The following is a 25,047-nucleotide window of genomic DNA, read 5'->3' as shown; positions in this document are numbered from 1 at the left end:
AAAAGTCCCGATGAAAATCGGGACTTGAAATTAGATTGGAAGATTACATTCTCATGCGCATTCCACCACCACCACCCTGGTTTGGCATCTGTACATCGCCACTCATGTTTCTTCCGCCAATGCGTGTCAATGAATAGGTGAATGAGAACATATAGTATCTCTTTAAAACATTGTAATTTAAATCGGTAATGGTATTATTGGTTGCTGTTCTACTAATCCCTTGATTTTGGTTAAAAGCATCATTAACCGCAATTTTGAACGTTCCCCTGTTTTTGAAAAACTGACGGCTGATGTAAGAATTTACCAAAGTGAATTCAGTATTGTAACCTTCCCCTCTACCAGTATTTTTAATATAATCTAAATCTACTGCTAAACGTATATTTCCAGGGAAAAGATAACTGATATCAAAGCTTGGATTTAACGTGTAGAAGTTGGTAGTTTGAGCTGGATTGGCCGAATAGGTAGCACGGTTATATGTTCCTGAAATACCACCTGTTAAATCGAATTTATCAAAGTTGGTTACAAAATTATAACGGTTTGTTAAAGCATAGGTATTGGTTACGTTTCTTACCAAATCAGCCGGGTTGTTATTGGCTGTAGTGAAATTCACATTTCTGTTATATGTTGCATTTAAAGATGCATTTAAGTTCAGTTTTCGCTCTGGTAAAAGTGGCAAACCAACATTTACACTTCCATTACCTGAATAAACGCCATCAACGTTTACGTAGGTAGTTCTGATTTTACCGAAATCTACATCATTTTGATCGGTAACTAACTGACTGCTATTACCAATTGCATTAAATGTTTGGCTCAGATTAATAAAAGCAAAGAACATTCTGCTTTTTGCAAAATCGAAATTGTTATAGTTAATCGTCAGATTATTATTAAAAGCCGGTTTTAACCCTGGGTTACCAACAAAAACGCTTTGTGTGTTTGTATTATCTGGAATAGGTTGAATCTGACTGATCGATGGTTGCTGTGTGTTTCCTCTGTATCGAACATTTAACCTTCTGGCATTGCTAAAATTATATCTGAAATTTGCTGAAGGTGTTAAGTTAATGAAGTTTTGCGTTCTGACTAAACCTGTTGTAACATTAGTATTTACACGGTTGGTTTGTTGTGCGGCTAAGCCGATATTCCAGTTATATTTTTTTTCGTTGGTGGTATAGCTTAATCCTGCAGCATTAGTTAGCGTTTGGTTTTCATAGATGTTGGTATAATCAACATTAACCAAATCGTATTGTCCGCTTGAAGAATTAAAATCTAAAACCTGGCGACCTTGGTTATCATGCGCATAGCCATTTTGATAGTTAAATTCTAAACTGGTGGTTTTAGAAAGTGGTTCGGTATAAACCACTCTCGATGTATTGTTAATTGAATTGGTATTTACCTTGTTCAATTGATCAATAAGTGATGGTGTAGTAACGTTATTTACCGTATTGCTTTCAGAAATGTAATTGTAAGTATCTGCATCATTATTGTTAATACTGGTATTTACGTTCAATGAAAGCGTTCTTCCACGTCTTTTAAATTTCTTACGTACTAACAAGTTATTTGAAATGTTTGGTGTGGTTGAATTACTGATGTAACGTTGATCACCTACGGTAGAAGATGCAATCAAATTCCTGTTATAAGAACTTATATTTGTGGCGTCGGATTCAGTAAAAGAAACATTAGGCTGTAATTTGATTGTAGTGGAAGAATCTAATTTGGTATCGATCATAAAGTTAAATCGATGATTCATACGGTCGGTATTATTATCCGCTACGTTATTCACCGTTGTAATCGAATTTCCTAATAAGTTTTGGGTAAAACTCGTTTGCTGGTTAGAAACATCTGATTTGTTGAAGAAATAACTTCCCTGAATTTGGGTGCCATCTTTATAGGTATCGGCAAAGTTTAAACCACCTGCGTTAGTGGTTGTAATGCCACCGCTACCGGCACCGCTTCCACCACCGCCAAAGTTGCCACGACCACCACCGCCAAAACCATTCCCAACGCCATTACCTTGTCCAAAGCTTTGTTTGTTAACGTTATTAAATTGTCCAATCACACTGAATTGCTGATCGTTATCAAATTTGTTAACATTGATACTTGCATCATATCGATCTTGTGTTCCATAACCTACGGTACTATTTCCAAAATAACCTTTTTTCATTCCGGCTTTTGTAGTGATGTTCAGGATTTTATTTCTGGTACCGTCATCAACGCCCGAAAATTGCGATTGTTCAGACATTTCATCAATTACCTGAATTTTGTCCACCATATCTGCCGGTAGATTTTTAGTAGCCAACAATGGGTCGCTGCCAAAAAATTCCTTTCCATCAACCTTAACCCGTGTTACAGTTTCGCCCTGAGCTTTAATGCTGCCATCTTTGGCTACTTCCACACCTGGCAGTTTTTTCAATACATCTTCAACCACTGCATTTTCACGTACTTTGATTGATTTTGCATCAAACTCCAGAGTGTCTTTTTTTACCACTACAGGAATGCTGGCGGTAACATTTACATCGTTCAGATCCACACCATCATCAGCCATTGGGATTTCGCCGGCATTCACCGATGCTTTTGCCACTTCAACATCCTTTGTTGCTGTTTTTAAACCTAGAAACGCTGCGTAAATGCGATATTTACCGGGAGCAATAGCTTTGAAACTAAATGTTCCGTCAGGGTTGGTTTGACCAGAGGCTACTACTGCAGAATCCTTCAGGTTTCTTACTGCGATGGTAGCAAAATCAACAGGTTTTTTATCTTTAGCACTGATTACCTTCCCCGTAATTGCGCCGGTATTTTGAGCTTGGGCGACGTAACCGCAAAATAGGAGAACAATGAAAATTGCCCTCTGAACGTTATTCTTCATTAGAAAAAATTGGATATATGAATGTAAAACTAAGCTATCAGACTAAGCTAAGTTTAAAAGGTTTGGTTAAGATGTGTTAAATGATAAGTAACATTTTAAATACAGCCTATGGGAGCAAGCTGCAGGTTGAGCGTTAACGGTAATTATTTTTGTTGAGCAGGATAACTTTTGTAATAAACTTTTGGGCAGTTACAGTTTTTTTTAAAAATACTGCAGCTACTTAAACTTAGCGTTACCAAAATCAAAACTGAACTAACTATTTTTCTCATCGAAATTGAGTTTGTGAAGTAAAATGTAGCTGAATACAGCCATTAGGCAGCCCAACATGTCGCAACCGAAATCCCACCATTCTGCTGAGCGATAGGTAAAAACTTTCCATTGCAATAATTCAATACCACCTCCAATAGCAATATTAATGAGGATGATCTTAAAAATGGTTAACGTTCGGAAACCGTAATTATTTTGGTATTTAATTTTTCCGTAGAACAATAGTACCGACAATACAAAGAAAAACCCGAGGTGGGTCATTTTATCGAAACCTGTGAAGAAGAAACCCTCGCCCTCTGTTGCAGGCATTTCGATATTACAAAGCACCAAAACAACAATTGTCCAAAAGATGGCCCATTTTTGTTGTTTTAGTGCTTTATACAAAATATTTAAAATTAGGCGCCTACTAAAGCTTGGTAAGCATCTGCGGTTAATAATTCTTCAACTTCAGCTAAATCAGATAATGAAACTTTAACCATCCAGCCTTTACCATAAGGATCAGAATTCACTAACTCCGGGTTGTCATTTAATTCAGCGTTAATTTCCAATACTGTACCAGTTACCGGCATATATAAATCTGAAACCGTTTTCACAGCTTCTACTGTTCCGAAAACCTCTTCTTTAGCCACTTCAGAGCCAACGCTGTTAATATCAACATAAACGATATCACCTAATTCGCGTTGTGCGAAATCAGTAATGCCGATAAAAGCTTCGTTACCTTCAACCTTAACCCACTCGTGGTCTTTAGTGTATTTTAATTCTGATGGAAAATTCATTTGTCTTAAATTAGTTTGCCAAAGTTAGCTATTATGTTGGAATGTTGAAATGTTATTCTTTCATTCTCTACACTCTGTTTTTAATTCAATGTAAACCTTAAACTGAAACCAAAATTACTAAATGCGGTATTAAATGTTTGCGAGGTATAAGGCTTGGTAATATTTGAATCGTAAAACAATTTGATGTTAAATTTCTGGTTCAAAACATAATCAACACTTGGCCTTAAGGTGATGTTTTTAGCTCCTGATGAGATTTCTGCTTCTGTTATATCAGCCCGGTAAATTACCGTTTTGTTATCACGAATGGCTACATCAAGCTTAAAATCCATATTGTTATCCATTTTTAGACTTTTAAACCATCCAAATGGAAAACGGAACTTATTCGTCCTGTAACCCAGGCCTAAAACCATATTGTTCTCGGATAACTGTGCCAGCTGACTATTTGCTAAGCTTAACCCCAATAACCTTGATCGGTTTAATTCAAATGTAGCACTCAAGTTATTTTTAAATCTGGTATCTACGCCAATTAAGGGTGAAAAATATTCAGAGATGGTTACCTGTGCAAATTGATATTCAGGCAGGAAGTTGTTATTGGCATCGCGGTTAACCGAGAAGCCGTTACTTTCCTGGTACCTCAGCAAAGAGTTAAATCCATTGATATTATATGCAGAACGGTAGCCATGACGAACATCAACCGAAGAAAACTTATCGGCAATAAAAGGGATTCGTGTTAAGCCGTTATATGTTAAACTCCAGTTAGGCAGAGGAATACGAGGAAAAGCATTTAGTTTAGTTTTGCTTGCATCTTTACCTGTGTAAGCAGCCATAAAAGCTGAAATAATTACATCCTGACTTTCCTTGCTATAACCATCGGCGTAACCACTATTCTGCCCCCCCGAATTTGGATTTTGTGCACCCAATCTTCTGGACACAATAATCCTGTTGGCCATAAATTGATTGAACAAAGTAGAAATGATGCTTGAGTTTTTTTCTTTAAAAGCTGTACCAAGGGCAATGTAAGATACGCTATAATCGCCAGTAGTAATTGCACTTAAATTCTCAAAAGAACCCACACTTGCCTCATACCTAAAGTTGGTAGAGAAGTTTCGGGTTTGCGCTTTATTGGCTCTTAGCGTTATCCTTAAATCTTTAAACGGTTCAATTTGTCCGGTAAACTGTAAATCTTCTCTTAACGTATTTACGTAAAGTTGATTCTGCAAGGTATCAGTAGTGAGCCAGCCATTGTTTAAAGCCATGTCTCTAATGTCTCGCTGGCTACCAAAAGCGAAGCCTAAACCTGGTGCACCGGTAGCATTATCTATACCGAAATATTTTGTTGTAGGCAGATAACCAGGCAAAAATATACCCTTGGTTTGAACATAATTGGCGTTCACATTTTTAACACTGGTTAACAGATTGATGAAGAAATTTTTAACTTTTGAGCCTTCTTCATTGTTGCCGGCATTTCTGATAAAGCCAAATTTGTTATACAGCGTAACCAGGTTTAAGCTAGGATTAATCTGTAAATTCCTGCTGTTCTGAATGGTGTTTCCTAAATTTATATTCGGATCTAACAATGTAGAAAGTGGTTCAGTTTGCCAGTTGAAATTGGTTCCGTAACGCGTTTTTACAACTACCCAGTTAAATCCAGGAATTTTATCAATGGGCAAATTATAGGTCACATTTAAATTGTGGTTATAATCAGTGGTACGGCCAAGGCGTTTTAGGTTTTGCCAAACTGTATCGCGTTTTAAACCTTCAATTCTGCCATTTGGTTCATCAATAATCGAGTAGTTGGTTGCATTAAAATCAAGTTGTAAGGAGCGGGTAAGATTCCAGGCGATGCCGTAAATTCTGCTCATTCTGAAGTTTTTGTTAAAAGTTGTTCCGAAGCCATTCTGATAAATCGGAATGGTGTTGTTCGGATCATTATTCCGTAAGGTGTTTTCAGAATACAATCGATCTACATCAATTCTAAAATTAATGGCACTTGGGAAAATACTGAAATTAAAATCTTTTAAAAGTGCTAACGTATTTGATTTGATAATTTTTTCAAAAGGAGCATACGTTTTTGCCTCTTTAGAATAACTATATTGCAATGAACCTCTGTAAGTATTCTGAATACTGCTTTGATTGATAAAATCGCGGTGATTATATTCAGTGAAAGCATAACTCACAGCAAAGTTTTCAATATCCCATAAACGAACCGGTTTGCTGTTATTGGTGCGCTCTTTACGTACGTTGGTAAAGTTAATTCCCCTACGGATTGTATAGTCTTGAGCAAAGTTTAAAATTGAATCTTTTTGTTCTCTTGTAGATTGATCAAGCGCATTTTTAAGTTCGATATCTGGTGTACGCGGATTGAATTGAGGCGTAGAAACCTGTTTCGAGTAATTCACGAACATCGGAATTTTAACACCAGATTTCTGAGGTAGGAACTTACCCAATTCAACAGCAGAAGAAACATCCAATAAAACATTATCTGCCCGGTTACGCTCACTTACTTTTGAATCGATGGTACCAAAACCAATAGTAGATTTACTTCCGGAAATGTTAACATCAGCAAAATCAGCTAATTTTAGGTTTAAACGTGCTGTTGCTGCCCAACCTCCACGTTCATCAAATTCTGTTAACCTCAATTCGTTGAACCAAATCAGCGCATCTTTATCCAGCCCGTCATCGCTTTCAGCATTGTTTAAGCCACGAAGTGGATTTTTAACGCCGAGCATATATACCCTAACCTTACTCATATCTGGCTGACCTTTTACTACAATGGTTCTGTCACCATCTGTGTAGGTAAAAGGAACATTGATTGGCCATGGTTGCCCGTTACTTTGTTTGGCAACATTACGGGCAAGTTTAGCATTCTGAAACAAAGTTAAATCGATATCCATTCTATTGGCTTCCGGCCAGATGGCATCCGGATCACTTGTTCCAGGAGGCGTAATTTTTAAAGGCATTACATACTCATAGTAGTTGTCAATATTATCCGTACCAATCCTTAAAAAAGCAGAAACATCTCTATCATTTAATAACTGGTTATTTACGGCTTCCGCATGAACAAACATTTCTAAACGCTTGTAGGATCTGAAATCGCTATAAGCGGTTTTAAAAGCCGAGCGTCCATAACCATCACGTAAACTTTTTACCGTTACTGAAAGTGATTGCTCATTTAACCTGGTATCGCCACGGTAGTTGCTGTAATCTCTTTCGCGAAGAATTCCCGGAGGAGTAACATAAGGAATCGGAGAACGCTTACCATTTTCTTCTATGTTTACTGTTGAAACCTGAACCGTAGAATTATCTGGTGTTAGTGCAGGCAAAGCAGGATCTACAATTACCTGATCAGCTTCATTTTTTGCATTAAACTCTCTCCATTCGCCGCGGATCAACTGTAATTTTGCAAAACGTAAAATGGTCGTATCGGCAAAATTCGTCATAAAAAGCCTGAAGAAACGAATGGATTTAAAATCCTGTATGTTACCTACTTTCTTTTCATATTGTGAAATCGGCACACGGAACTGATACCAGGTGGCAGGCTGCGTATTGCCATTGGCCAATTTAACTTGCGAAGTAACCTTATCAGTAACGAAGTTCTGTCCGACAACCAAATCATTTTGGCGCATCGAAACTTTGTACTGAAAATATTCATCGCTTTGCGTCATGTTGTTATCGCGGTTGATGTCTTCTCCATCAGGTAATGCTGTCGAAGCTGAATTTTCAATTCCGAGTTCTTCCTGCGATTGTTGTGATGTTTTAGAATTTCCTTCGGGTCCGTTATACTTCTCGTAACGTTTTAAAATACCTGCATTGATGGCATCAAGCTGGGGTCCACGGAAATAAGCATAATTATCAGATGATGGATCGGCGTCAATTGCGGCGGCTGCAGTTCCGTTTAACTGTGCTTTTATCTGGTTAATGGCTGACGCGAATTTTGTTTTTTCATTCGCATCCGATAAACCGTCCAAACCAACATCCTGTGCTCTACGGGCAGCAGGATCATTATCAAACGCTTGAATTACCGGTTGCAGTTTAGGAACTCTTCCCCAGTTGGTTTCATCATATTTTGAAGGATCTTCTCCGGCAGGCAAACCATTTTCTAATGATTTTCTTCCATCTTTTAAAATATCTTCTGAAATGTTACCTAGGTTGAAATAAAGATCTCCACCGGCGGTATTTGATTTGTTGTAGATAAATGGATCCAATACCCAAAATTCGATAAACCCAACGTTTAAAGCTTCAAAATCGTTCGTTTCTATTTTACGTTGAAAGCCGCCCCATTTGGTTCTTGGTGCGATGAATTTGCCATCAGGCTGGAAGCCGGTAGTGACATAGTTGTAAGGACCACGAACGGTTGGATAGTAGGCCACATCTAGTGTAGTGATATTTAATGCCTGGCCAGTTGCCGTTTCTTTAAAAGGAAAAACTTCCTGTTCAATTACTTCCCTCACATAGTGATTAGAAAGCTCATTTCTGTTATTTCTGATATTTGCAGGCGTAGTAGACGCTGCTGAATTGTAAAAAGTTGGGTCGATATTGTAAAATGCGATCCTTGCCCGGTTATATCCGTAGGCTAAATTATCGACCAACTGCGACTCAGGAAAATCTTGAGGGGTTCCTGAAAGTTGCCATGAAATAGCACTTTTTAAATCGATAATTGATCTTGAAGCCTCGAAATCATCCAGGTAACTTACACCGCTTCTACTTCCGGCAAAATTTAATGCCCTTGGATGTCCGGGAATAAGCTGGGCATACTCACCGTAAAAAGTGACACTCGATGGCGCTTTAGTAGAAATGAAAGGCAGTTTATCAACCAATTTAGTTAAAAACCTGGATGGCGAACTATAGTTAATATCTGCGCCCCATATTGTATTAGAAATGGGTTCTTCACCAAGGTTGACTTTTTGTGTAAGCGGTTTCTCGGTGAGATTCATGATCGTTCCGCCCAAATTTAACTTATTATTTACGCGGTAATCCAGTCGCGTTCCAAAGAGCGATCGTTGCTGTAGGCCAAATAACTCGTTATTTTCAGTGGTAATTCTAATAGGCTGACCAGATGTAAGTAAGGCTTGATTGATGATGCTCACTCTTCCGCCCTGGTAATCTACTGTAAAATCAACACCTTCGGTTAATGGCATGGTACCGGCAAAAACCTTTACAGAACCTTCAGGCACATTAATAGCGTTTAAGCTAAATTCTGAAGAGATTTCTGATTGATAATTACCTTTAATAACGTATCGGTTTTGATTTTGAAACAGCTGCCTTGCGATGGTTTGGGTAGAATCGTAAAGTGCAGTAAAAGTGTATTTATCAATCAACGCCTGTTCGCCTGGCAAAAATTTCGCTGCCAAATCATTCCCAAAAGGTTCAATCAAAGGGAAAATGATTCGACCGTTTGCAGGATCGATGGTGATATACCCTGTATTGGTGTTGTTGGTGAGCGATGCCAATCCAGTACTTGATAAATTTGAACCAAAAGGACTGTTAAGGTTTTGGCTACTGGATGAAAAATAAGATCCAAAAGCGTTATTGGCCGCAACAAAATCGAATATTCCATCTGGTTTTTTTTCATTTTGCTGATTTAACCTATCAAATTCAGTCAGGGCGATCCACTGCTTATTTGCCGTGTTTTGTCCTTCCGTCATGATGGGTTTTTCAACACCAGTTTCATTATCAATTCTAAAGATATCCAGTTTGAAATTTAAAGGACTAATTTGATATCCGCCGATAGAATAGATGTTTTTCATCATCAAATCCCAGGTAGGCAGATTGATTTTCATGGTTTCGTTCTTTAATAATTTGGCATAAAGAACTTTTGGGTTAGCCGCATCGAAAGTTACATCGGTAGAAAATTCTCCCACCTGATATTCTACGCCATTATAGGTGTAACGGTAAGCCACTGCTAGAACCTCATCAGCATTTAAAGGGTTGTTTAACGAGATATATCCCAGCTGTGGCTGGAAAGTAAATTCCCTATCAGTTAATTTTCTGGCATAGGTTAGTTTTGCGTATTGATCGGTTCCGCCATTTGCCTGGAAAAAAGGAATAATGGCATTTGAATTGGTGAATCTTGCATCCGCAGGCAAGTTCGCTAGTAAAGAGTTCGATTGCTGAGGGAAACCTGTGGCGGTTGTTCCGGCAGGTAACGCAGAACCTCCACCAGTGATTGGACCTGGATTAAATGGCTGATTTTCTCCAAGGTTTAGAAAACCCAGTACATCACGCGAATCGGTAGTGGTTCCAGCCTTATTGGTAATCCAAACTTCAATTTTGGTAATTTGAATAGGAGAGGTAATGATTGGCGCATTTGCTAAATGTTTGTTGTAATTGTTGCGAAAGTACTGCGCCAAAAAGTAGTGTTTATTGGCTTCGTAACTGTCTGCACTTACCCTGAATTCATTTTGCTGTGCACCATTGGTAATCCTAAGCTCACGCGATTCTGATTTTTGTTGCGTATACACACTCGTTACGTTCAACTTGCCAAACTGTAGCTGGGTTTTAAGACCAAACAGTGCTTGTGTGCCTGTAATGAGAGAGGTATTTAGCGGTAAACTTACGTTACCCGCTTCAATTTTTTTGATGATATCATCCGGACCACCGGTATAATCTAGCTTAATTTGATTCTCGAAATCGAACTGGGCTTCGGTATTGTAATTGCTCTTGATTTTTAATTTCGTACCGATGTTTCCAACCAGATCCATCTGTATCCGCTGGTTGAAATCGAAGTTGGTTTGAACACGTTGACGTTCGTTAAAAAGCGGATTTTCGTTTTTATTCACTCGACCCAAAAACGTCAGTTCAGCCTCCCCACGTGGTTGAATATCAATGGTGGTACCACCAAAAAGTTTTTCAAAAGCCTTGCTGTTGACCTGGATTTTAGGGATGATGCCAGTATTTCTATAATCACTTACCTCAGCGTTGGAGATACTTCTCCAATTTTCTCTTTTAATTTCGCTGTTAACTAAACGCGAATATTCATCAATGGTTAAGTATTGTGGTTGCGTTACATACCTGTCGCCAATAAGTTCTTTAACAATGTAACGTTTGTTTTTAGCATCATACTCCACTAATCTTTTCACATTGGATGGCAATGGGTAAAAAGGATTGGTTGATGAGCCCAAACCCAAAGTTTGTTTTTCACGTAAGCTGAAATTATTTTTAAGCGTAGCAGTATCTGTTTTGCTCAGAACAACTTGAGAGAAGGCGTTTTTTTTAGCAAATAAGAAAGGGAGGATGAGAAATAGGAGTGTAGAAATTCTCTTCAAAGGCCGTAAGATCTATAAATTTTTTAAAGCTTGTTTAATTAGTTGCTCTACCGAAAGCGTTCCTTCTGTTCCTTTTAAAATCTGATCAATAGTTTTTTCGGCGGTTTGTTTGGCAAATCCGAGCATTACCAAAGCAGATAACGCTTCATCTTTAACTGTATTGTGTTGAGGCATAGAAATTAATGAATCTGCGCCTTCTTTTTTTAATTTATCCTGTAATTCTAAAACCAAACGCTGGGCAGTTTTGGCGCCCAAGCCTTTAATGCGTTGAATAAGAGGTAAATCTGCTTTAACAATTGCGGTTTGAATTTCAACAGGTGTAATGGATGATAAAATCATTCTTCCTGTATTTGGTCCAATTCCTGATACCGATATGAGGTGTAAAAATAAACGGCGTTCGCCTTCATCGGCGAAGCCGTATAATGTGTGCGCATCTTCTTTAACATGCAGCCAGGTATACAATTTGCACCTTTCTGCATCGCCCAAAGCGCTGTAAGTATTTAATGAAATGTTAATGTGATAGCCTATACCACCGGCTTCAACCACTACATAAGCAGGGTTTTTGAATGTTAGTTTACCATCGATATAGGCGTACATTACTTAATAATTTTTACGTGACGAATTTAGATCTGAAATAAATCCTGGCGATTTATTTCTTGTTTGTTTTTGTAAATATACCTTTTCGTTTTGATGTTCCTGCAATTTCTTCTTTGGCCTGAACATCTACCACTGCAATAGTAACCATATTTACAATTTCCCGTACCGAACTTCCTAATTGAACAATATGAACAGGTTTGTTTAAGCCTAATAAAATCGGACCAACGGCTTCTGCACCACCCAGTTCCTGTAATAATTTGTAAGCAATGTTTCCCGACTCCAGATTAGGGAAAACCAGCGTATTTGCAGGTTCATCAGCCAATCTACTAAATGGGAAATTATCTTTTAGTAATTCATTATTGATGGCAAAGTTTCCTTGCATTTCACCATCAACAATTACCTCCGGATGGTTTTTATGCAGCATTTTTACCGTTTCTCTCACCTTATTTGGGGTAACGCCATCGTTTGAACCAAAGTTCGAATACGATAATAAAGCAATGCGAGGTTTAATGTTAAATTGCTTTACTGATTTATCCAGTAACAAAGTGATGTCTACAAGTTCCTCCGCCGTTGGATCAACATTTACCGTAGTATCTCCAAAGAAAACCGGACCCTTTTTTGTCATCATCATGTACATACCTGCCACACGTTTTACGCTTGGGTCTACACCAATTACACGTAAAGCAGGTTTAATGGTAGAGCCATAATCTTTAGTTAAACCAGAAATCATCGCATCGGCTTCGCCAAATTCAACCATCGATGCACCGTAGTAGTTGCGGTCTCTCAATAATTTAGTAGCATCATTCATGGAAATTCCTTTACGCTGGCGTTTTTTATAAAGTGCATCAGCATATTGTTTGGTTTTCGCAGGATTTTGCATCTGGTCGATAATCTCTACACCTTCCAACTCCAATGCATGCTCATCAATAATTGCCTGGATTTTTTCACGGTTACCCAGTAAAATCGGGATGGCAATGTTTTCTTCACGCACAATTTGTGCCGCCTTTAATATTTTGTAATTATCAGCTTCTGCAAACACCACACGTTTAGGATCTGATTTCGCTTTGGTCGTAATGGAACGCATAATCGCATCATCCAGGCCTAAACGTTTTCTTAATTCTTCTGTGTAAGCATCCCAATCGGTAATAATTTTTCGGGCTACACCACTTTCAATGGCGGCTTTAGCCACTGCGGTAGATACCTCTGTAATCAACCTGAAATCTACAGGTTTCGGAATAATGTAATCCTTACCAAATTTAAGGTTGCGGGCATTGTAGGCTAGGTTTACAGCCTCTGGAACTGATTTTTTCGCCAGTTCTGCAATGGCTTTCACCGCTGCAATTTTCATTGGCTCGTTAATGCTTGTTGCACGAACATCAAGCGCACCGCGGAAAATATACGGGAAACCTAATACATTATTTACCTGGTTCGGATAATCTGAACGGCCGGTAGCCATGATAATGTCCTTACGGGTTTTAATGGCTAAATCATAAGCGATCTCTGGATTTGGATTGGCCATTGCGAACACAATTGGATTTTTCGCCATGCCCAAAAGCATTTCTGGTGTAATTACATTGGCTGCAGAAAGCCCGATGAAAACATCAGCATCTTTCATGGCCTGGCCAATATTACCAATATCTTTTCTGGTGGTGGCAAAACCCATTCTAATCTCATCCAAATCGGTACGGTGAATATCAATAAGACCGTTAATGTCAAACATTACCAGATTTTCTTTCCTTACACCTAAAGATAAATACATTTTGGAGCAAGAAACTGCTGCAGCACCTGCACCGCTCACCACCACTTTAATTTTATCAATTTTTTTCTTCTGGATTTCGATAGCATTTAATAATGCCGCACCAGAAATAATCGCTGTTCCATGCTGGTCATCATGCATTACAGGGATTTTCATCTCCTGTTTTAGCCGTCTTTCAATTTCGAAACACTCAGGTGCTTTAATATCTTCCAGGTTAATTCCCCCGAAAGTAGGCTCTAAAGCCTTTACTATTTTCACGAAATCATCTACATTTTGTGTATCCAACTCTAAATCGAACACATCAATATCAGAGAATATTTTGAACAAAAGGCCTTTACCTTCCATAACCGGCTTACCGGCTTCCGGACCAATATTACCAAGTCCTAAAACGGCCGTTCCGTTACTAATTACTGCTACCAGGTTGCCCTTAGCCGTATATTTGTAAACATCTTCCGTGTTATTTGCTATTTTTAGACAGGGCTCTGCAACTCCAGGAGAGTATGCTAAAGTTAAATCCCTTTGCGATGTTGTAGGTTTTGTAGGTACTACTTGTATCTTTCCCGGACGACCTTGCGAGTGGTAATCCAACGCATCTTGCTTTCTATTCGTATTACTCATTAAGTAACTTATTAGTGACGCCGCAAAGGTACAATTCTTTTACTAGGCAGAAAAACAAATATCCCAGCAAAATATCTAATTCCCAATGCCTTTTACATCAGTATGTTTCAACAGAAAAGAAGTGTTTTCATTTGGCCATTAATAGTTAGTAAAACAAGGGCAGTACAAGCAATAATTGTTTGCCCTTCTTTCCGCTTAATCTTTTTGTTCATTTTTTTAAGCACAGTACAATGTGGCTGCAACAAAAAGGATATCGCTGCAATAAGGTTTAATAACAAAGGTTATTGCCATTAATTGCGAAGCGCAAATCAAATTGCCTATACTCTTCCCATCAGTGGATCAGTGTAAGTTTCTTTTCCAGTTTCCATTCTGCCAGCAAACCTTTGTGCAAATAAACTATTGGCGGCAGTGGTGATCTCAAAATCGTACCAGCCGAAACTCGGTTTCAAATTTAAAATAAGAACCGCTTCGCTGTTTGCAGCTATATTTTTTTGGACCGCATTGGTTTTATATGCCAAATCATTCACCTGAATGTTTACTGCATTTTCACCACTATTTTTAATCAAAACCTTAATGTTTCCTGTAGGCGCTTTCGTTAAGCGATTGAGTTCATGTTCCGTTGAAATGGATAAAAGCGGATCGTTTGCCGTACCCATAAACTCCCGGTAAAAACCATTTGGTCCATTCAAACGAAGGTGGTATTTTCCATTCTCGAAAGATTGAAGTGGCCAGCTGTAAGTGAGTTCATCATCCGCTTTTACTGCGAACGACCAGTTTCTGCAAACTTCTTCAAGTTTTTCATCTTTAAATTTTGCCGGAGCGTAAACCGTAAAAGGCGCACCAGCAGAAGATTTCCCAAACAAGCTGGTTTGCGCAGCCATTTTGATTTCGAAGTGCTGTTTATCTTTCTGCAACATCCCTATACCTGACAGCTGATAAGGTAGTGCACAAGCTTTACGGATGCCTTTTTCCTGCTGCGACATCACCGAAGCAAAATTCGATGTTTTGGTTAGCTCTTTTATTTCATTATCAGATAAAGCCCTTGATGTTGTGGGCTCTTCCTTAAATTTCGCATTGAAAATGGTTTCTACAAAAGCATTACGCTGTAAAAATGGTAATTTATCTGCTGCTGAATCAAATGGTGTAAAGGCAGAAGTTAAATTACCGCAAATGGTTCTTCTCCATTCGCTAATGTTTTCAAGGCGAATATTTTTATTGTATTTGCGGTTCACAAATTCTTCCAGGAACTGAAGGGTAGACGTGTGATCAAAAACCTGTGAATTCACTTTTCCTCCACGGCTCCATGGAGAAGCAATGAGCATAGGCACCCTGAAACCTAAGCCAATTGGCGCTTCTCTTGCGCCTTTCTCCGGTACGCCTTGCTTTAACTCATTTGCCAAACGCACATGCTCCACTTCGGTTTCAATCCCTTTAGAAACCTTCCCGGTTTCGGGTTTATTGTTATCCGGAATTGAAAATGGCACAACGTGATCATAGTAACCATCATTTTCATCGTAAGTAACAATGAAAATGGTTTTTTTCCACACTTCAGGATTTTGAGTTAAAATATCCATCACTTCCGAAACCAGCCAGGCACCGTACCAGGGAGCACTCGGATGATCGGAAAAATTTTGAGGACCAGCCAACCAGGAAACCGTAGGCAACTTTCCACTATTTACGTCTGCCCTAAACTGGTGCAATACATCACCTTTGGGAACAGTTACTTCTCTTTCTTTGCCGTTATCACTATATTTTATTGTAGAAACGCTTCTGTAATCCGGATCATTTTTATTCACTACAAAAGCACGATAAAACAAGCTTTTTTGCTCATCGGTTAATTTGGCGAAGTTTTTTTCATTCCACTTTTCTAAATCAGCTGTTGCGTCATCCAGGGCCTTCATTTTGTTTTTAAGGTCGTTCTGAATTTTCTTCGCAGCAGCATCGCTCGAAGGACTTTCCTCCTGAAGCTTATTAATCTCTCCCGGTAAAGTATCAACCAGCTTTTGAAGGTTTTCTATGTATTTATCTTTAAACTTAACATTGTAAGCTTTAAAAAACTCCAATAAATTGCAACCAAAATTGGCCAGCCATGCTCTTTCTTCGCCTTTGAAACCACCGCCGCAACTCGTTTCATTTTGATAAAACTTCCAGGCAATTTTATTTTCTTCCAGCAATTCAGGGAAGGTTTTCCAAACATGTTTTCCGTAAGCAAAATCATCATTTCTGATATTCGCTTTTAAAATTCCATTTTCCTCATGGGTAATTTTTCCGGTCCAGAAGAAAGACCTGTTTGGGGTGGTACTGGTCATGCCTGAACAAAAGTTCTGATCGCAAACGGTAAAAGCATCGGCCAGGGCGTAGTTAAAAGGCAAATCTTCGCGTACGTAGTGACCTAATGTTAGCGGCATGTGGGCGTAACTTTTATTGCCCGATTTTTTGGCGATGAGCCATTGATCGTATTTGCCCTGGTTATAAGCATCAACCTGACTGGCTCTTGAATGTGGCAATGAGCCCATCCAGGTTACTTTTGTATCTTTAATATTTAAACGAAACGGCGCATAGGTTTTTCCAGTGGCATCAGTTTGAAACCAAACAGGCTTTTGATCGGGCAGGCTAACCGCTCTTGGATCATTAAATCCACGAACGCCTTGTAAACTGCCAAAGGTATGGTCGAACGATCGGTTTTCCTGCATCAAAATGACTACATGCTCCGCATCAAGAAAGGTGCTACCTGGAGCAGGATCAATAGCAAAGGCTTTTTGAATTGATGAAGGCATCACAGTTGCCAACCCTGTTGCGCCTGAAAGCAGTAAAGATTTACGTAGAAATTCTCTTCTGGTATCCATGTTCTGTTAAAATAATTTAAAGCAAATAAAAGTTATTTTAACACAATTTAAATAAACCGAAAGTTAATTGTATGTAAATCGATGATAATGTTACAGAAAAAGAGCAGTTAATTACACTTAGAAAAATTTGGAATTTTCCCTTTAAAGAAAGGTAAATTAACTATCAGTCGATTAGCCAAAGTATATTTTCTCGCTTTCTTAATAAATTATATTTAACCTCTACTTTAACGGGCAACGGGCTGTTCCTGATTCTTGATAAAGATCTTGAGTTCATGATCGAATGTCCTAAAACACAGGAATTACTATAAGTTCTTCCATTAACGGAAAAAACATAAATAAATTCGATTTTATCCGACACTGTGGTATTTCCTTGTGTCCCACTTTGGATATTGGCAGAAAACTCTGTTCTTGCTGTGATTTCACCAGTAGTTTTACCTGATTTGCCGATGCTATGCCAAAGCATTCCTATAAAGGAAAGATTGAAACAAATAAATAATATCAAGAAAAAGGAAATAATGAATCCAGAAACCTGAAAAATTGATTTCCAATTGTAAAAATAGATATTGCTAACTTTTTTCAACTTACACTACTATACTCGTTACCCTTTGCTAATTTTCAAAACCATTCCAGCCTGTAACCCAGCTTTGCTTAACTTGTTGTCTCGTCTGATACTCTGCACTGTTGCGCCGTTAAATTTCTCGGCAATTTCTGATAGGGTATCTCCGGTTTTAACTCTGTAACTTAAAAATGAGGCAGGTGCTTTAAGTGGCATCCTGTTTTTTGCAAAAACTTTTAATTTCTGTCCGGGAACTATGGTCTTGCTTTTTAGTCCATTCCAAACACGCAAGTCCTGCACTTCTACGCCATATTTGTTAGCTACCGCAGTCAGGTTTTGACCGGACGTAACTTTATGATAAACTACTGTGCTTGATGAAAATGGCTTTACTGCTTTTTTACGTAAATCTCGTACATCATCGGTACTGGCCTGGATGACCTGCATGCTTACATCAAGATCAGTATTGTACAAAACCTCATAAACATTGGCGTAATCAATATCTTTGAGTTTAGGCATTACAATACGCTTAGGTTCATCTTCCGTTCCATTTACGATCTTTTTCTTATATGCAGGGTTGAGCGCAAAAAGTGCAGTTTCATCAACATTTAAAGCCTGGGCCAAACTGGTTAGTGAAACAAATCGGCTGGTTTGAACCGTATCAGTCTTCAGAAACATGTTACAAGCCTGTGAAGTAATCTGGTGATGTTTGGAATAATTCATTACATACACCGCAGCAATAAAGGCCGGAACATAATTCCTGGTTTCTTTAGGCAGAAATTGTCTAATCTCCCAAAAATCTCTGGAGTTGGCTTTAATCATCGCCCTGGTTACATTTCCCTTACCGCAATTATATGCAGCAATAGCCAAAAGCCAATCACCAAGTTCTTCATAAGCATCTCTGAAATATTGTGCCGCAGCATAACTTGCCTGAATGGGATCTTTACGTTCATCAACAAAATTATCCATCTTTAAGCCATAAGCTTTACCGGTGCCAAACATGAACTGCCAAATACCTGTGGCACCCACCCGCGAGATAGCGTGAGGATTCATCTGTGATTCAACAATCGTTAAATATTTTATTTCCTGCGGAATATGGAAATCATTTAATGCCTTTTCAAAAATGGGAAAATAGTAATTAGAAAGCCCCATCATTTTGCCAAACATATCCTTGCGTTTGGCATAGATATCAATGTACTGCTGCACATATTCGTTATAGGGCAAAGGAACCGTTTTCACAATAGAATCCAATCTTAGCTTGTAGATATAATTTTGCCCCATCATTAATGGGTTTTCGTAAATTAAGGGAACAGCTATGGTATCCGTATTGATAAAAATATTGTTCTGCTTTTTAGCAAGACTATCTAATTTTAAGATTTGTTGCGCATTTGAAAAGGAAACATTAACAAGGAAAGCACAAATAGAGGTAAAAAGTAGTTTTTTAATCATGGGCTATTTCAATGATGATTTCGGATCCCAGACTTTGGACTCCGGACTAGCTTAATAAAAATGCCTGAGAAAAAGCCAGAAGCTTATCTTCCTCAAAATGTTTGGCTGTAAATTGAATACTTAACGGCAAACCTTCCGAATTATTGCCTAATGGTAACGCAATCGCCGGATTGCCGCTTAATGAAGGCAATACTGTAAAAATATCGGCCATATACATCACTAAGGCATCTTGCACATGATCGCCAATTTTGAATGCAGGTGTGGGTGCTACCGGAGATAAAACCAAATCACAATCCATAAAAAGGTTATCCATTTTTTCTCTGATTAACCGACGCACTTGCTGCGCTTTTTGATAGTAGGCGTCGTAATAACCAGCACTAAGCACAAATGTTCCAAGCAAAATTCTACGCTTTACCTCTTCGCCAAAACCTTCGGCACGTGATAATTTGTAAAGCTCGGTTAATGATTTTGCTTCCGTATTTCGGTGCCCATAATGCACACCATCATAACGCGATAAGTTCGAAGAAGCTTCTGCTGTGGTTAAAATATAATAAGCAGGAACGAGGTAATCTAAAAGATCAAAAGAAACATACTCGACAGTATGGCCATCGGCTTTTAAAGCCTCAATTGATTTTAAAATAGCTGATTTAATTTCAGGATCGAGCGCATCGCTTTCGATCGTCTCTTTTAAAACGGCAATTTTTTGTTTTTCCTTTTTTTCAAGAAGCGATGGGTAGTCTGGAACTGCTAATGGTGAAACAGTTGAATCGTTTTCATCTGCGCCAGCTAACACCTGTAAAAGTAGTGCGGCATCTTCAACAGATGATGTAATAGGACCTACCTGATCAAAAGAAGACGCGTAGGCAATCACACCATATCTTGAAATTCGGCCGTAAGTGGGTTTTAGACCAATCTGACCACAAAAGGCAGCAGGCTGCCTTACCGAACCGCCGGTATCAGTACCCAAAGCAGCTAAACACATATCTGCTTGTACCGCTACAGCCGATCCACCAGAAGAACCACCAGGAACCAATTCAGGATTGGCTGCATTTTTTGCAGCTCCGAAATATGAAGTCTCATTAGAGCCACCCATGGCAAATTCGTCACAATTTAAGCGGCCGATAATAACCGCATCTTCTTGTAATAACCTTTGCACAACAGTTGAAGAATAGGGTGAAACAAAACCATCAAGCATTTTCGATGATGCTGAGACAACATGGTCTTTGTAGCAGATGTTATCTTTGATGCCAATAACCATCCCGGCAAGTTTCCCTGCCGTACCATTTTCTATCTTTTGCTGTACCGCATTAGCCTGAGCTTCTGCCGAATAAAAAAACACCTCGTTGAATGCATTGAGGTGTTCATTTTCTTTAATTTGCTTAAAATAATAAGCCAATAAATCGGTTAAAGTTAGCTGCTTTTGCGAAATGAGCGTTTGTATCTCTTTAAGAGAGCTGTATTTCTTCAAAACTAAAAATTATTGAAATTAAATGGTTTTATCACGGTTTGAAGGATCAACCTGATCGCCATCAACACCATCTTTACCATCTTTAAATTCTTTAACACCTTTTCCTAATCCTCTCATCAGTTCAGGAATTTTTTTACCACCAAACAATAACAAAACCACTACAGCGATAATGATAATTTCTGGTGTTCCAAGCATTGCTGCTATTGTTGTATTTAACATAACTTTTTTGTTTAAACTTTTTGATTGTCAGTTACTGTTTCATCAATGGGATTAACTGAGGGATGAGGTTTGCTCAAATCTGGCCCCACTTTTTCATCAACCGGCGTTTCGTCGGTTGGATGGTGGCGTTGATTGTTATTATTTGCAACAGTCTCTTCTGCTTCTTCTTTGTCTAAATCCATCGCATTGATGTTTCTATGGATTTCACGCTTCACACCATCAGATGCATCTTTAAATTCTCTGATCCCCTTTCCTAAGCCTCTCGCTAATTCAGGTAATTTTTTACCTCCAAATAACAAAAGAACCACCACTAAAATGAGTACGATCTCTGATCCACCCATGTTTAAAAATTCTAATAACGTGCCTTGATACATCACTAATCTATTTTATACAAATATAAACAATTTATAACTGTCTGTTTTATTTACTAATCCAGGCTTCAGGGTTTAAAACGGCATTTCCTCTTCTTACCTGGAATTTTAAAATGGCATCATCACCTGTATTGGCTACAACTCCAATGGTTTGTTTTGTATCTACATTACTTCCCGTGCTCACCGAAACATTTCTTAAGTTTTGATAAACCGTAATGTATTCACCATGCATAATAATCACTACCCCACGGCCCTGGATATATTGAACCAAAAGTACTTTACCTGCAAAAACGGCCCGAACTGCGGCCCCATCGGCAGTAGTAATATCTATTCCATCGTTTGTATAAGAAGCCTGATCTACTTTATGTAATCCGAAGCGCTCTGTAACCGTACCTGTAGCCACGGGCCATGGTAACCTTCCTCTATTTCCTTCAAAACCGGCAGATAAACGGGCAGCTTCTGGTGTGGCCGTCAATGCTTCACTTGTGGTTTTTTCTCTAACAACCGGCGCTTTTGTTGCTGCAGGTGCAGGTCTGTTTTCAGCTTTAGCTCTTTCGGCAGCTGCTTTTTCTTCAGCCGCACGTTTCGCTGCGGCTATCCTTGCTTCCTCCGCTGCTTTTCTTTTTGCCGCTTCAATTGCCCGCTGAATGGCTGCGCTGATGGCGGCATCAATTTGTTTCTGTTGCCTTCTTCTCGAAGCAATATCTTGCGCAAACTGTTTTTCCTGCTTGCTGAGTTTACCCAGAACAGCAGACTGCTGATTTTTATCTTTACCTAAACGCTCGCGTTCTTTTTCCTGCTCTCTTAAAAGCTCACTTTTTTCACGAAGGGTTTTATCTAAGACCTTAATTTTGCCATTCAGATCTTGCTGGGTGTTTTCAATGTAACCCGCCTGCTTTTTACGGTATTGACTGAATTGCTGTAAATACTTGATCCGTTTATAGGCCTGGTTAAAATCTCTGGAAGCAAAAACAAACATCATTTTATCATATGAGTTTCTGTTTCTTTGCGCAAAGCGGATCATGCCTGCGTATTCCTTTTTAAGTTCGCCTAACTGGCCTTGTAATGTATGTACGGTATTCGTGTTCTGAGAGATTTGATTATCAAGATTTTTAATTTCGGAATTGATGGTTCCGATTTTTTCCTGACGCAGACGAATTTGGGCATTAATGGTGTTGATTTGCTGTAAAGTTAACTTTTTACCACTTGCAGCTTTATTCAAATTCTTTTGAAGCTGTTCAATTTCACGTTGTATAGCTTCTTTTTTTCTTCTTAATTGACTTTCAGTTTGCGCTATGGCAGAAAACGCAAAAACGCTTAAAAACAGGATGAATACGAGTTTATGTAGCTTCATTGAGCCAAAAGTATAAAAATTTTACAGGAAAAAATATTAAAATTGAGATACTTATACCTTAACAGCCTAATCATTAATGATCTTCATTCATTCTTCATCAAGCCGTAGAAAGCTCAACCGTAAATAGCGAAATCATTAAGATATTATTTAATTACCGTATATCTCTTTGGAACACTAAACGGAAAATCAACCGGAACATTGCCGTCTATTTTTACATATTGTAAATCGATGTTGATTTTTTTTGTCCCAGATAACGTATTAATTTGCAATGCACTTGGAAAAAGTGATTCGTTTAGTTTCTGATAGTCGTTATAATTAACTTTTAATGCCTGTCCGTTTCTAGAATCGTTAAGGTTTGTTTCCGAAACTTTTAACAGCGTGTTGAAAAGCAAACGGTAATCCAGTTCCTGCTTTCTTCCCGAAACTACCCAAACCCCGTTTTCCTGCTTCACATCAGATTGAGCAGTTAAAAAATCACCCATGGCATTTCCAGTTAAAATGCTCTGTAATGTATTGAAGTTTACCTGTTTATTGGTGAAAGTGTAAATGTAGCTAAATGGTTTTTTTACATATTCGCTTTTTAACCTGTTCATAATTTTAATGCTGTCAGGTGTAATTAAAGCCCGGGCTACTTCTGCTAAACCGCCCAATGCGGTAATGCTTACCCAAATGGTTTCCTTGTCTTTCATCTTGAAATTCATGGTAACTTCATTGGCATCGCCAGAAATATTTAAGTTTGCTTTTGCCTTTAACGATAGCGTATTAAACTTTAGCTGCTTGCTGTTAAGCGTAGCCAAAGCCTCTGCTTTTGTATTATCGGCAGGTGCTTCAGTAGGTTTTGTTGGTGCTGTAACAATTTCTTTTTTTGGTTTACAAGCAGTTGCAAAAACAATTGTTCCTAAAATTAGAGCGCTATTTAAAATATTTCTTTTCATTAATTTTTTTATTTAAAACTTCAGAATGGTTGCCTGCTTCTTTTGCCTTTTGCCATTGTAACAGTGCGGCATCTTTTTCACCTTTCATGTACAGGATATCGCCATAATGCTCCAGATAAACACCATTCTTATAGGTATTGTTTTGAAGCGCTTTTTCGATCCATGTTTTGGCTAAATCGTACTTCTGTTGCTTGAATAATATAAATGCGTAAGTATCAGTAACAGATGAATTTGTGGGCATTGCATTAGCAGCAGTTTCGGCGTATTTTGCAGCTTTCGTTAAATCATCATTCTTTAGTGCCAGATAATAGGCATAATTATTCATGATGAGGTAATTATCAGGTTCGATACCAATTGCTTTTTCAAAAGCAATCTTCGCCTGATTGAAATTATTTTGATTGATAAAAATATCTCCCTGAAGGGCATAAACCTGAGCTTGCAAACTTTTGTTATCCGCATCTAACTGCAATGCTGTTTTTAAATTGTTTTGAGCCTGATCCAACTTATTGGTTTTATATTGTGCATAGGCCATGTAATAATATAAACTCGCTTGGTTCGGATAAATGGTTAGCGCTTCATCGCCAACTTTTACCGCTTCATCATAATGACCAATAAGCGTTTGGATGTTAATAATCTGTTCCAAAACCACATAAACCTGATCGTTTAGCTTTAACGCCTGCTGGTATTGCAATAATGCCTCTTTCAATTTATTTTGCTGGTAAAGTACATCACCGTAAAGGGCCAAAGCTTTTGCATCTCCCGGATTTTGAGTTGCCACGATTTTACTTAACTCGGTTAAATTTTTAGCGACAACGGGTTGATCTATTCTCGGAAATAATGCAGCAACAATTTTTACCTTTTCAGTTAAGGGCATATCATTGCTTTCGAAAGCCATTTTTAGTGCTGAAAATGCAGCATCGTCATTTTTTTGCTTACGATAAATATCAGCCAAAGCAAGATTTACCTCAAAGTTGTTGGGTTCTAATTGCTGGGCTTTTGACAACACTTTCAGCGCCTCAGGATAGTTTTGTTTTTGCAACAGCAAGCCAGCGGCATAGAGATAATTTTTAACATCGGCCTGATTACCTTCGAGCAACTTTACAATATCACTTTCAGAAGCTGATCCATTAGATTGTAATCGCTTCCGGGCCGTTGCAAGATCCCTTGATTCGCCAAATTTGATTTCAATTTGATCATAGATCTTTTTGGCTTCCTCGCTCTTATTAGACAGGAAAAGTGCATTCGCCTTATCAAAATAATATCCATCATTTTCAGGATTGATGCGAATGAGTTGTGAAAGCACTTCTACCAATTCAGGCATTTTATTATTGCGTTTGTAAACTTCGCCCAGCAACCTATAGTACCATTGATTATTGTTGTTTAATTTAATGGCTTGTTTAATGTTTTCTTCAGCTTCAGGAAGTTTATCCAATCTGATATTTGCATTAGCCAACTCATAAAAAGCAGCGTGGTTATTCGCATCCATACCCACAATCTTACTAAAATTGCTGACCGCCATTAAATAATTGTCAGCCATTTTCTCTCTCAAGCCTGCAAAAAACAACTGCTTAACCATGTTGCTGTCTCTGCTTGCAGTTGAAACCACAGGGATTTGCCCAAAAGTTTTTAGGCTAAGGGTTATGGCGATGAGAAAAATAACTGCTTTATTCATATTTTAAAGAAATGAAAAAATGAGTAATTAACCGAATGAGA

The 25,047-nt window shown here is 38.4% G+C and carries 14 protein-coding genes; all 14 read right to left on the bottom strand.

What is annotated here, in order from left to right:
• Positions 1-43: 43 nt before the first annotated feature.
• The 14 genes from EA772_RS04290 to EA772_RS04225 all read right to left on the bottom strand — a co-directional run bounded on the left by EA772_RS04290 (position 44) and on the right by EA772_RS04225 (position 25,006).
• Positions 44-2,860, bottom strand: a complete 2,817-nt coding sequence (locus EA772_RS04290) for an outer membrane beta-barrel protein (protein ID WP_124911373.1) — start codon at positions 2,858-2,860, stop codon at positions 44-46.
• A 252-nt stretch (positions 2,861-3,112) separates the two neighbouring features.
• Positions 3,113-3,511, bottom strand: a complete 399-nt coding sequence (locus tag EA772_RS04285; RefSeq protein ID WP_010600236.1) for a VanZ family protein — start codon at positions 3,509-3,511, stop codon at positions 3,113-3,115.
• A gap of 11 nt (positions 3,512-3,522) precedes the next feature.
• Positions 3,523-3,903, bottom strand: a complete 381-nt coding sequence (gcvH, locus tag EA772_RS04280; protein WP_010600235.1) for a glycine cleavage system protein GcvH — start codon at positions 3,901-3,903, stop codon at positions 3,523-3,525.
• An 80-nt stretch (positions 3,904-3,983) separates the two neighbouring features.
• A complete protein-coding gene (gene sprA, locus EA772_RS04275; protein ID WP_124911371.1) occupies positions 3,984-11,168 on the bottom strand; it encodes a cell surface protein SprA in 7,185 nt (2,394 codons plus the stop codon).
• Between the two features lie 12 nt (positions 11,169-11,180).
• The gene (gene ruvA / locus EA772_RS04270) at positions 11,181-11,765 is read right to left on the bottom strand and encodes a Holliday junction branch migration protein RuvA (protein WP_010600233.1); all 585 of its coding nucleotides are present in this window, start codon (positions 11,763-11,765) and stop codon (positions 11,181-11,183) included.
• Positions 11,766-11,817: 52 nt separating this feature from the next.
• On the bottom strand, positions 11,818-14,139 hold the full coding sequence (locus EA772_RS04265) for an NADP-dependent malic enzyme (RefSeq protein WP_010600232.1): 2,322 nt from the start codon (positions 14,137-14,139) through the stop codon (positions 11,818-11,820).
• A gap of 317 nt (positions 14,140-14,456) precedes the next feature.
• Positions 14,457-16,985, bottom strand: coding sequence for a phosphocholine-specific phospholipase C (locus EA772_RS04260; RefSeq protein WP_124911369.1), 2,529 nt, complete (start codon positions 16,983-16,985; stop codon positions 14,457-14,459).
• A 598-nt stretch (positions 16,986-17,583) separates the two neighbouring features.
• Positions 17,584-18,987: a lytic transglycosylase domain-containing protein gene (locus tag EA772_RS04255; RefSeq protein ID WP_124911367.1), complete on the bottom strand. Its 1,404-nt coding sequence runs from the start codon at positions 18,985-18,987 to the stop codon at positions 17,584-17,586.
• Between the two features lie 46 nt (positions 18,988-19,033).
• Complete coding sequence (gene gatA / locus EA772_RS04250; protein ID WP_124911365.1) at positions 19,034-20,455, bottom strand: Asp-tRNA(Asn)/Glu-tRNA(Gln) amidotransferase subunit GatA; 1,422 nt, start codon at positions 20,453-20,455, stop codon at positions 19,034-19,036.
• A gap of 18 nt (positions 20,456-20,473) precedes the next feature.
• On the bottom strand, positions 20,474-20,674 hold the full coding sequence (locus EA772_RS04245; protein ID WP_010600228.1) for a twin-arginine translocase TatA/TatE family subunit: 201 nt from the start codon (positions 20,672-20,674) through the stop codon (positions 20,474-20,476).
• Between the two features lie 11 nt (positions 20,675-20,685).
• Positions 20,686-21,015, bottom strand: coding sequence for a twin-arginine translocase TatA/TatE family subunit (locus tag EA772_RS22400; RefSeq protein WP_305790859.1), 330 nt, complete (start codon positions 21,013-21,015; stop codon positions 20,686-20,688).
• Positions 21,016-21,094: 79 nt separating this feature from the next.
• A complete protein-coding gene (locus tag EA772_RS04235) occupies positions 21,095-22,399 on the bottom strand; it encodes a murein hydrolase activator EnvC (protein ID WP_010600226.1) in 1,305 nt (434 codons plus the stop codon).
• 143 nt (positions 22,400-22,542) lie between these two features.
• The gene (locus EA772_RS04230) at positions 22,543-23,334 is read right to left on the bottom strand and encodes a DUF4292 domain-containing protein (RefSeq protein ID WP_124911363.1); all 792 of its coding nucleotides are present in this window, start codon (positions 23,332-23,334) and stop codon (positions 22,543-22,545) included.
• Entirely contained in the window at positions 23,312-25,006 is a 1,695-nt protein-coding gene (locus EA772_RS04225) for a tetratricopeptide repeat protein (protein ID WP_124911361.1), read from the bottom strand. The genes EA772_RS04230 and EA772_RS04225 overlap by 23 nt, the downstream gene beginning before the upstream one ends.
• Positions 25,007-25,047: the final 41 nt, after the last annotated feature.

Origin of the sequence: Pedobacter sp. G11, assembly GCF_003860265.1 — a bacterium.
GTDB classification, from domain to species: Bacteria; Bacteroidota; Bacteroidia; order Sphingobacteriales; family Sphingobacteriaceae; genus Pedobacter; species Pedobacter agri.
Note: the sequence above shows the minus strand (reverse complement) of the source record. Positions and strands in the feature narration are given on the sequence as shown.

Bases quoted from the DNA above. Each gene is read 5' to 3' on its own strand.
- gcvH (WP_010600235.1), bottom strand. From the start codon at position 3,903: ATGAATTTTCCATCAGAATTAAAATACACTAAAGACCACGAGTGGGTT.
- EA772_RS04260 (WP_124911369.1), bottom strand. From the start codon at position 16,985: ATGGATACCAGAAGAGAATTTCTACGTAAATCTTTACTGCTTTCAGGC.
- EA772_RS04225 (WP_124911361.1), bottom strand. From the start codon at position 25,006: ATGAATAAAGCAGTTATTTTTCTCATCGCCATAACCCTTAGCCTAAAA.
- EA772_RS22400 (WP_305790859.1), bottom strand. From the start codon at position 21,015: ATGGGTGGATCAGAGATCGTACTCATTTTAGTGGTGGTTCTTTTGTTA.
- EA772_RS04290 (WP_124911373.1), bottom strand. From the start codon at position 2,860: ATGAAGAATAACGTTCAGAGGGCAATTTTCATTGTTCTCCTATTTTGC.
- EA772_RS04265 (WP_010600232.1), bottom strand. From the start codon at position 14,139: ATGAGTAATACGAATAGAAAGCAAGATGCGTTGGATTACCACTCGCAA.
- EA772_RS04235 (WP_010600226.1), bottom strand. From the start codon at position 22,399: ATGAAGCTACATAAACTCGTATTCATCCTGTTTTTAAGCGTTTTTGCG.
- EA772_RS04245 (WP_010600228.1), bottom strand. From the start codon at position 20,674: ATGTTAAATACAACAATAGCAGCAATGCTTGGAACACCAGAAATTATC.
- EA772_RS04230 (WP_124911363.1), bottom strand. From the start codon at position 23,334: ATGAAAAGAAATATTTTAAATAGCGCTCTAATTTTAGGAACAATTGTT.
- EA772_RS04255 (WP_124911367.1), bottom strand. From the start codon at position 18,987: ATGATTAAAAAACTACTTTTTACCTCTATTTGTGCTTTCCTTGTTAAT.
- ruvA (WP_010600233.1), bottom strand. From the start codon at position 11,765: ATGTACGCCTATATCGATGGTAAACTAACATTCAAAAACCCTGCTTAT.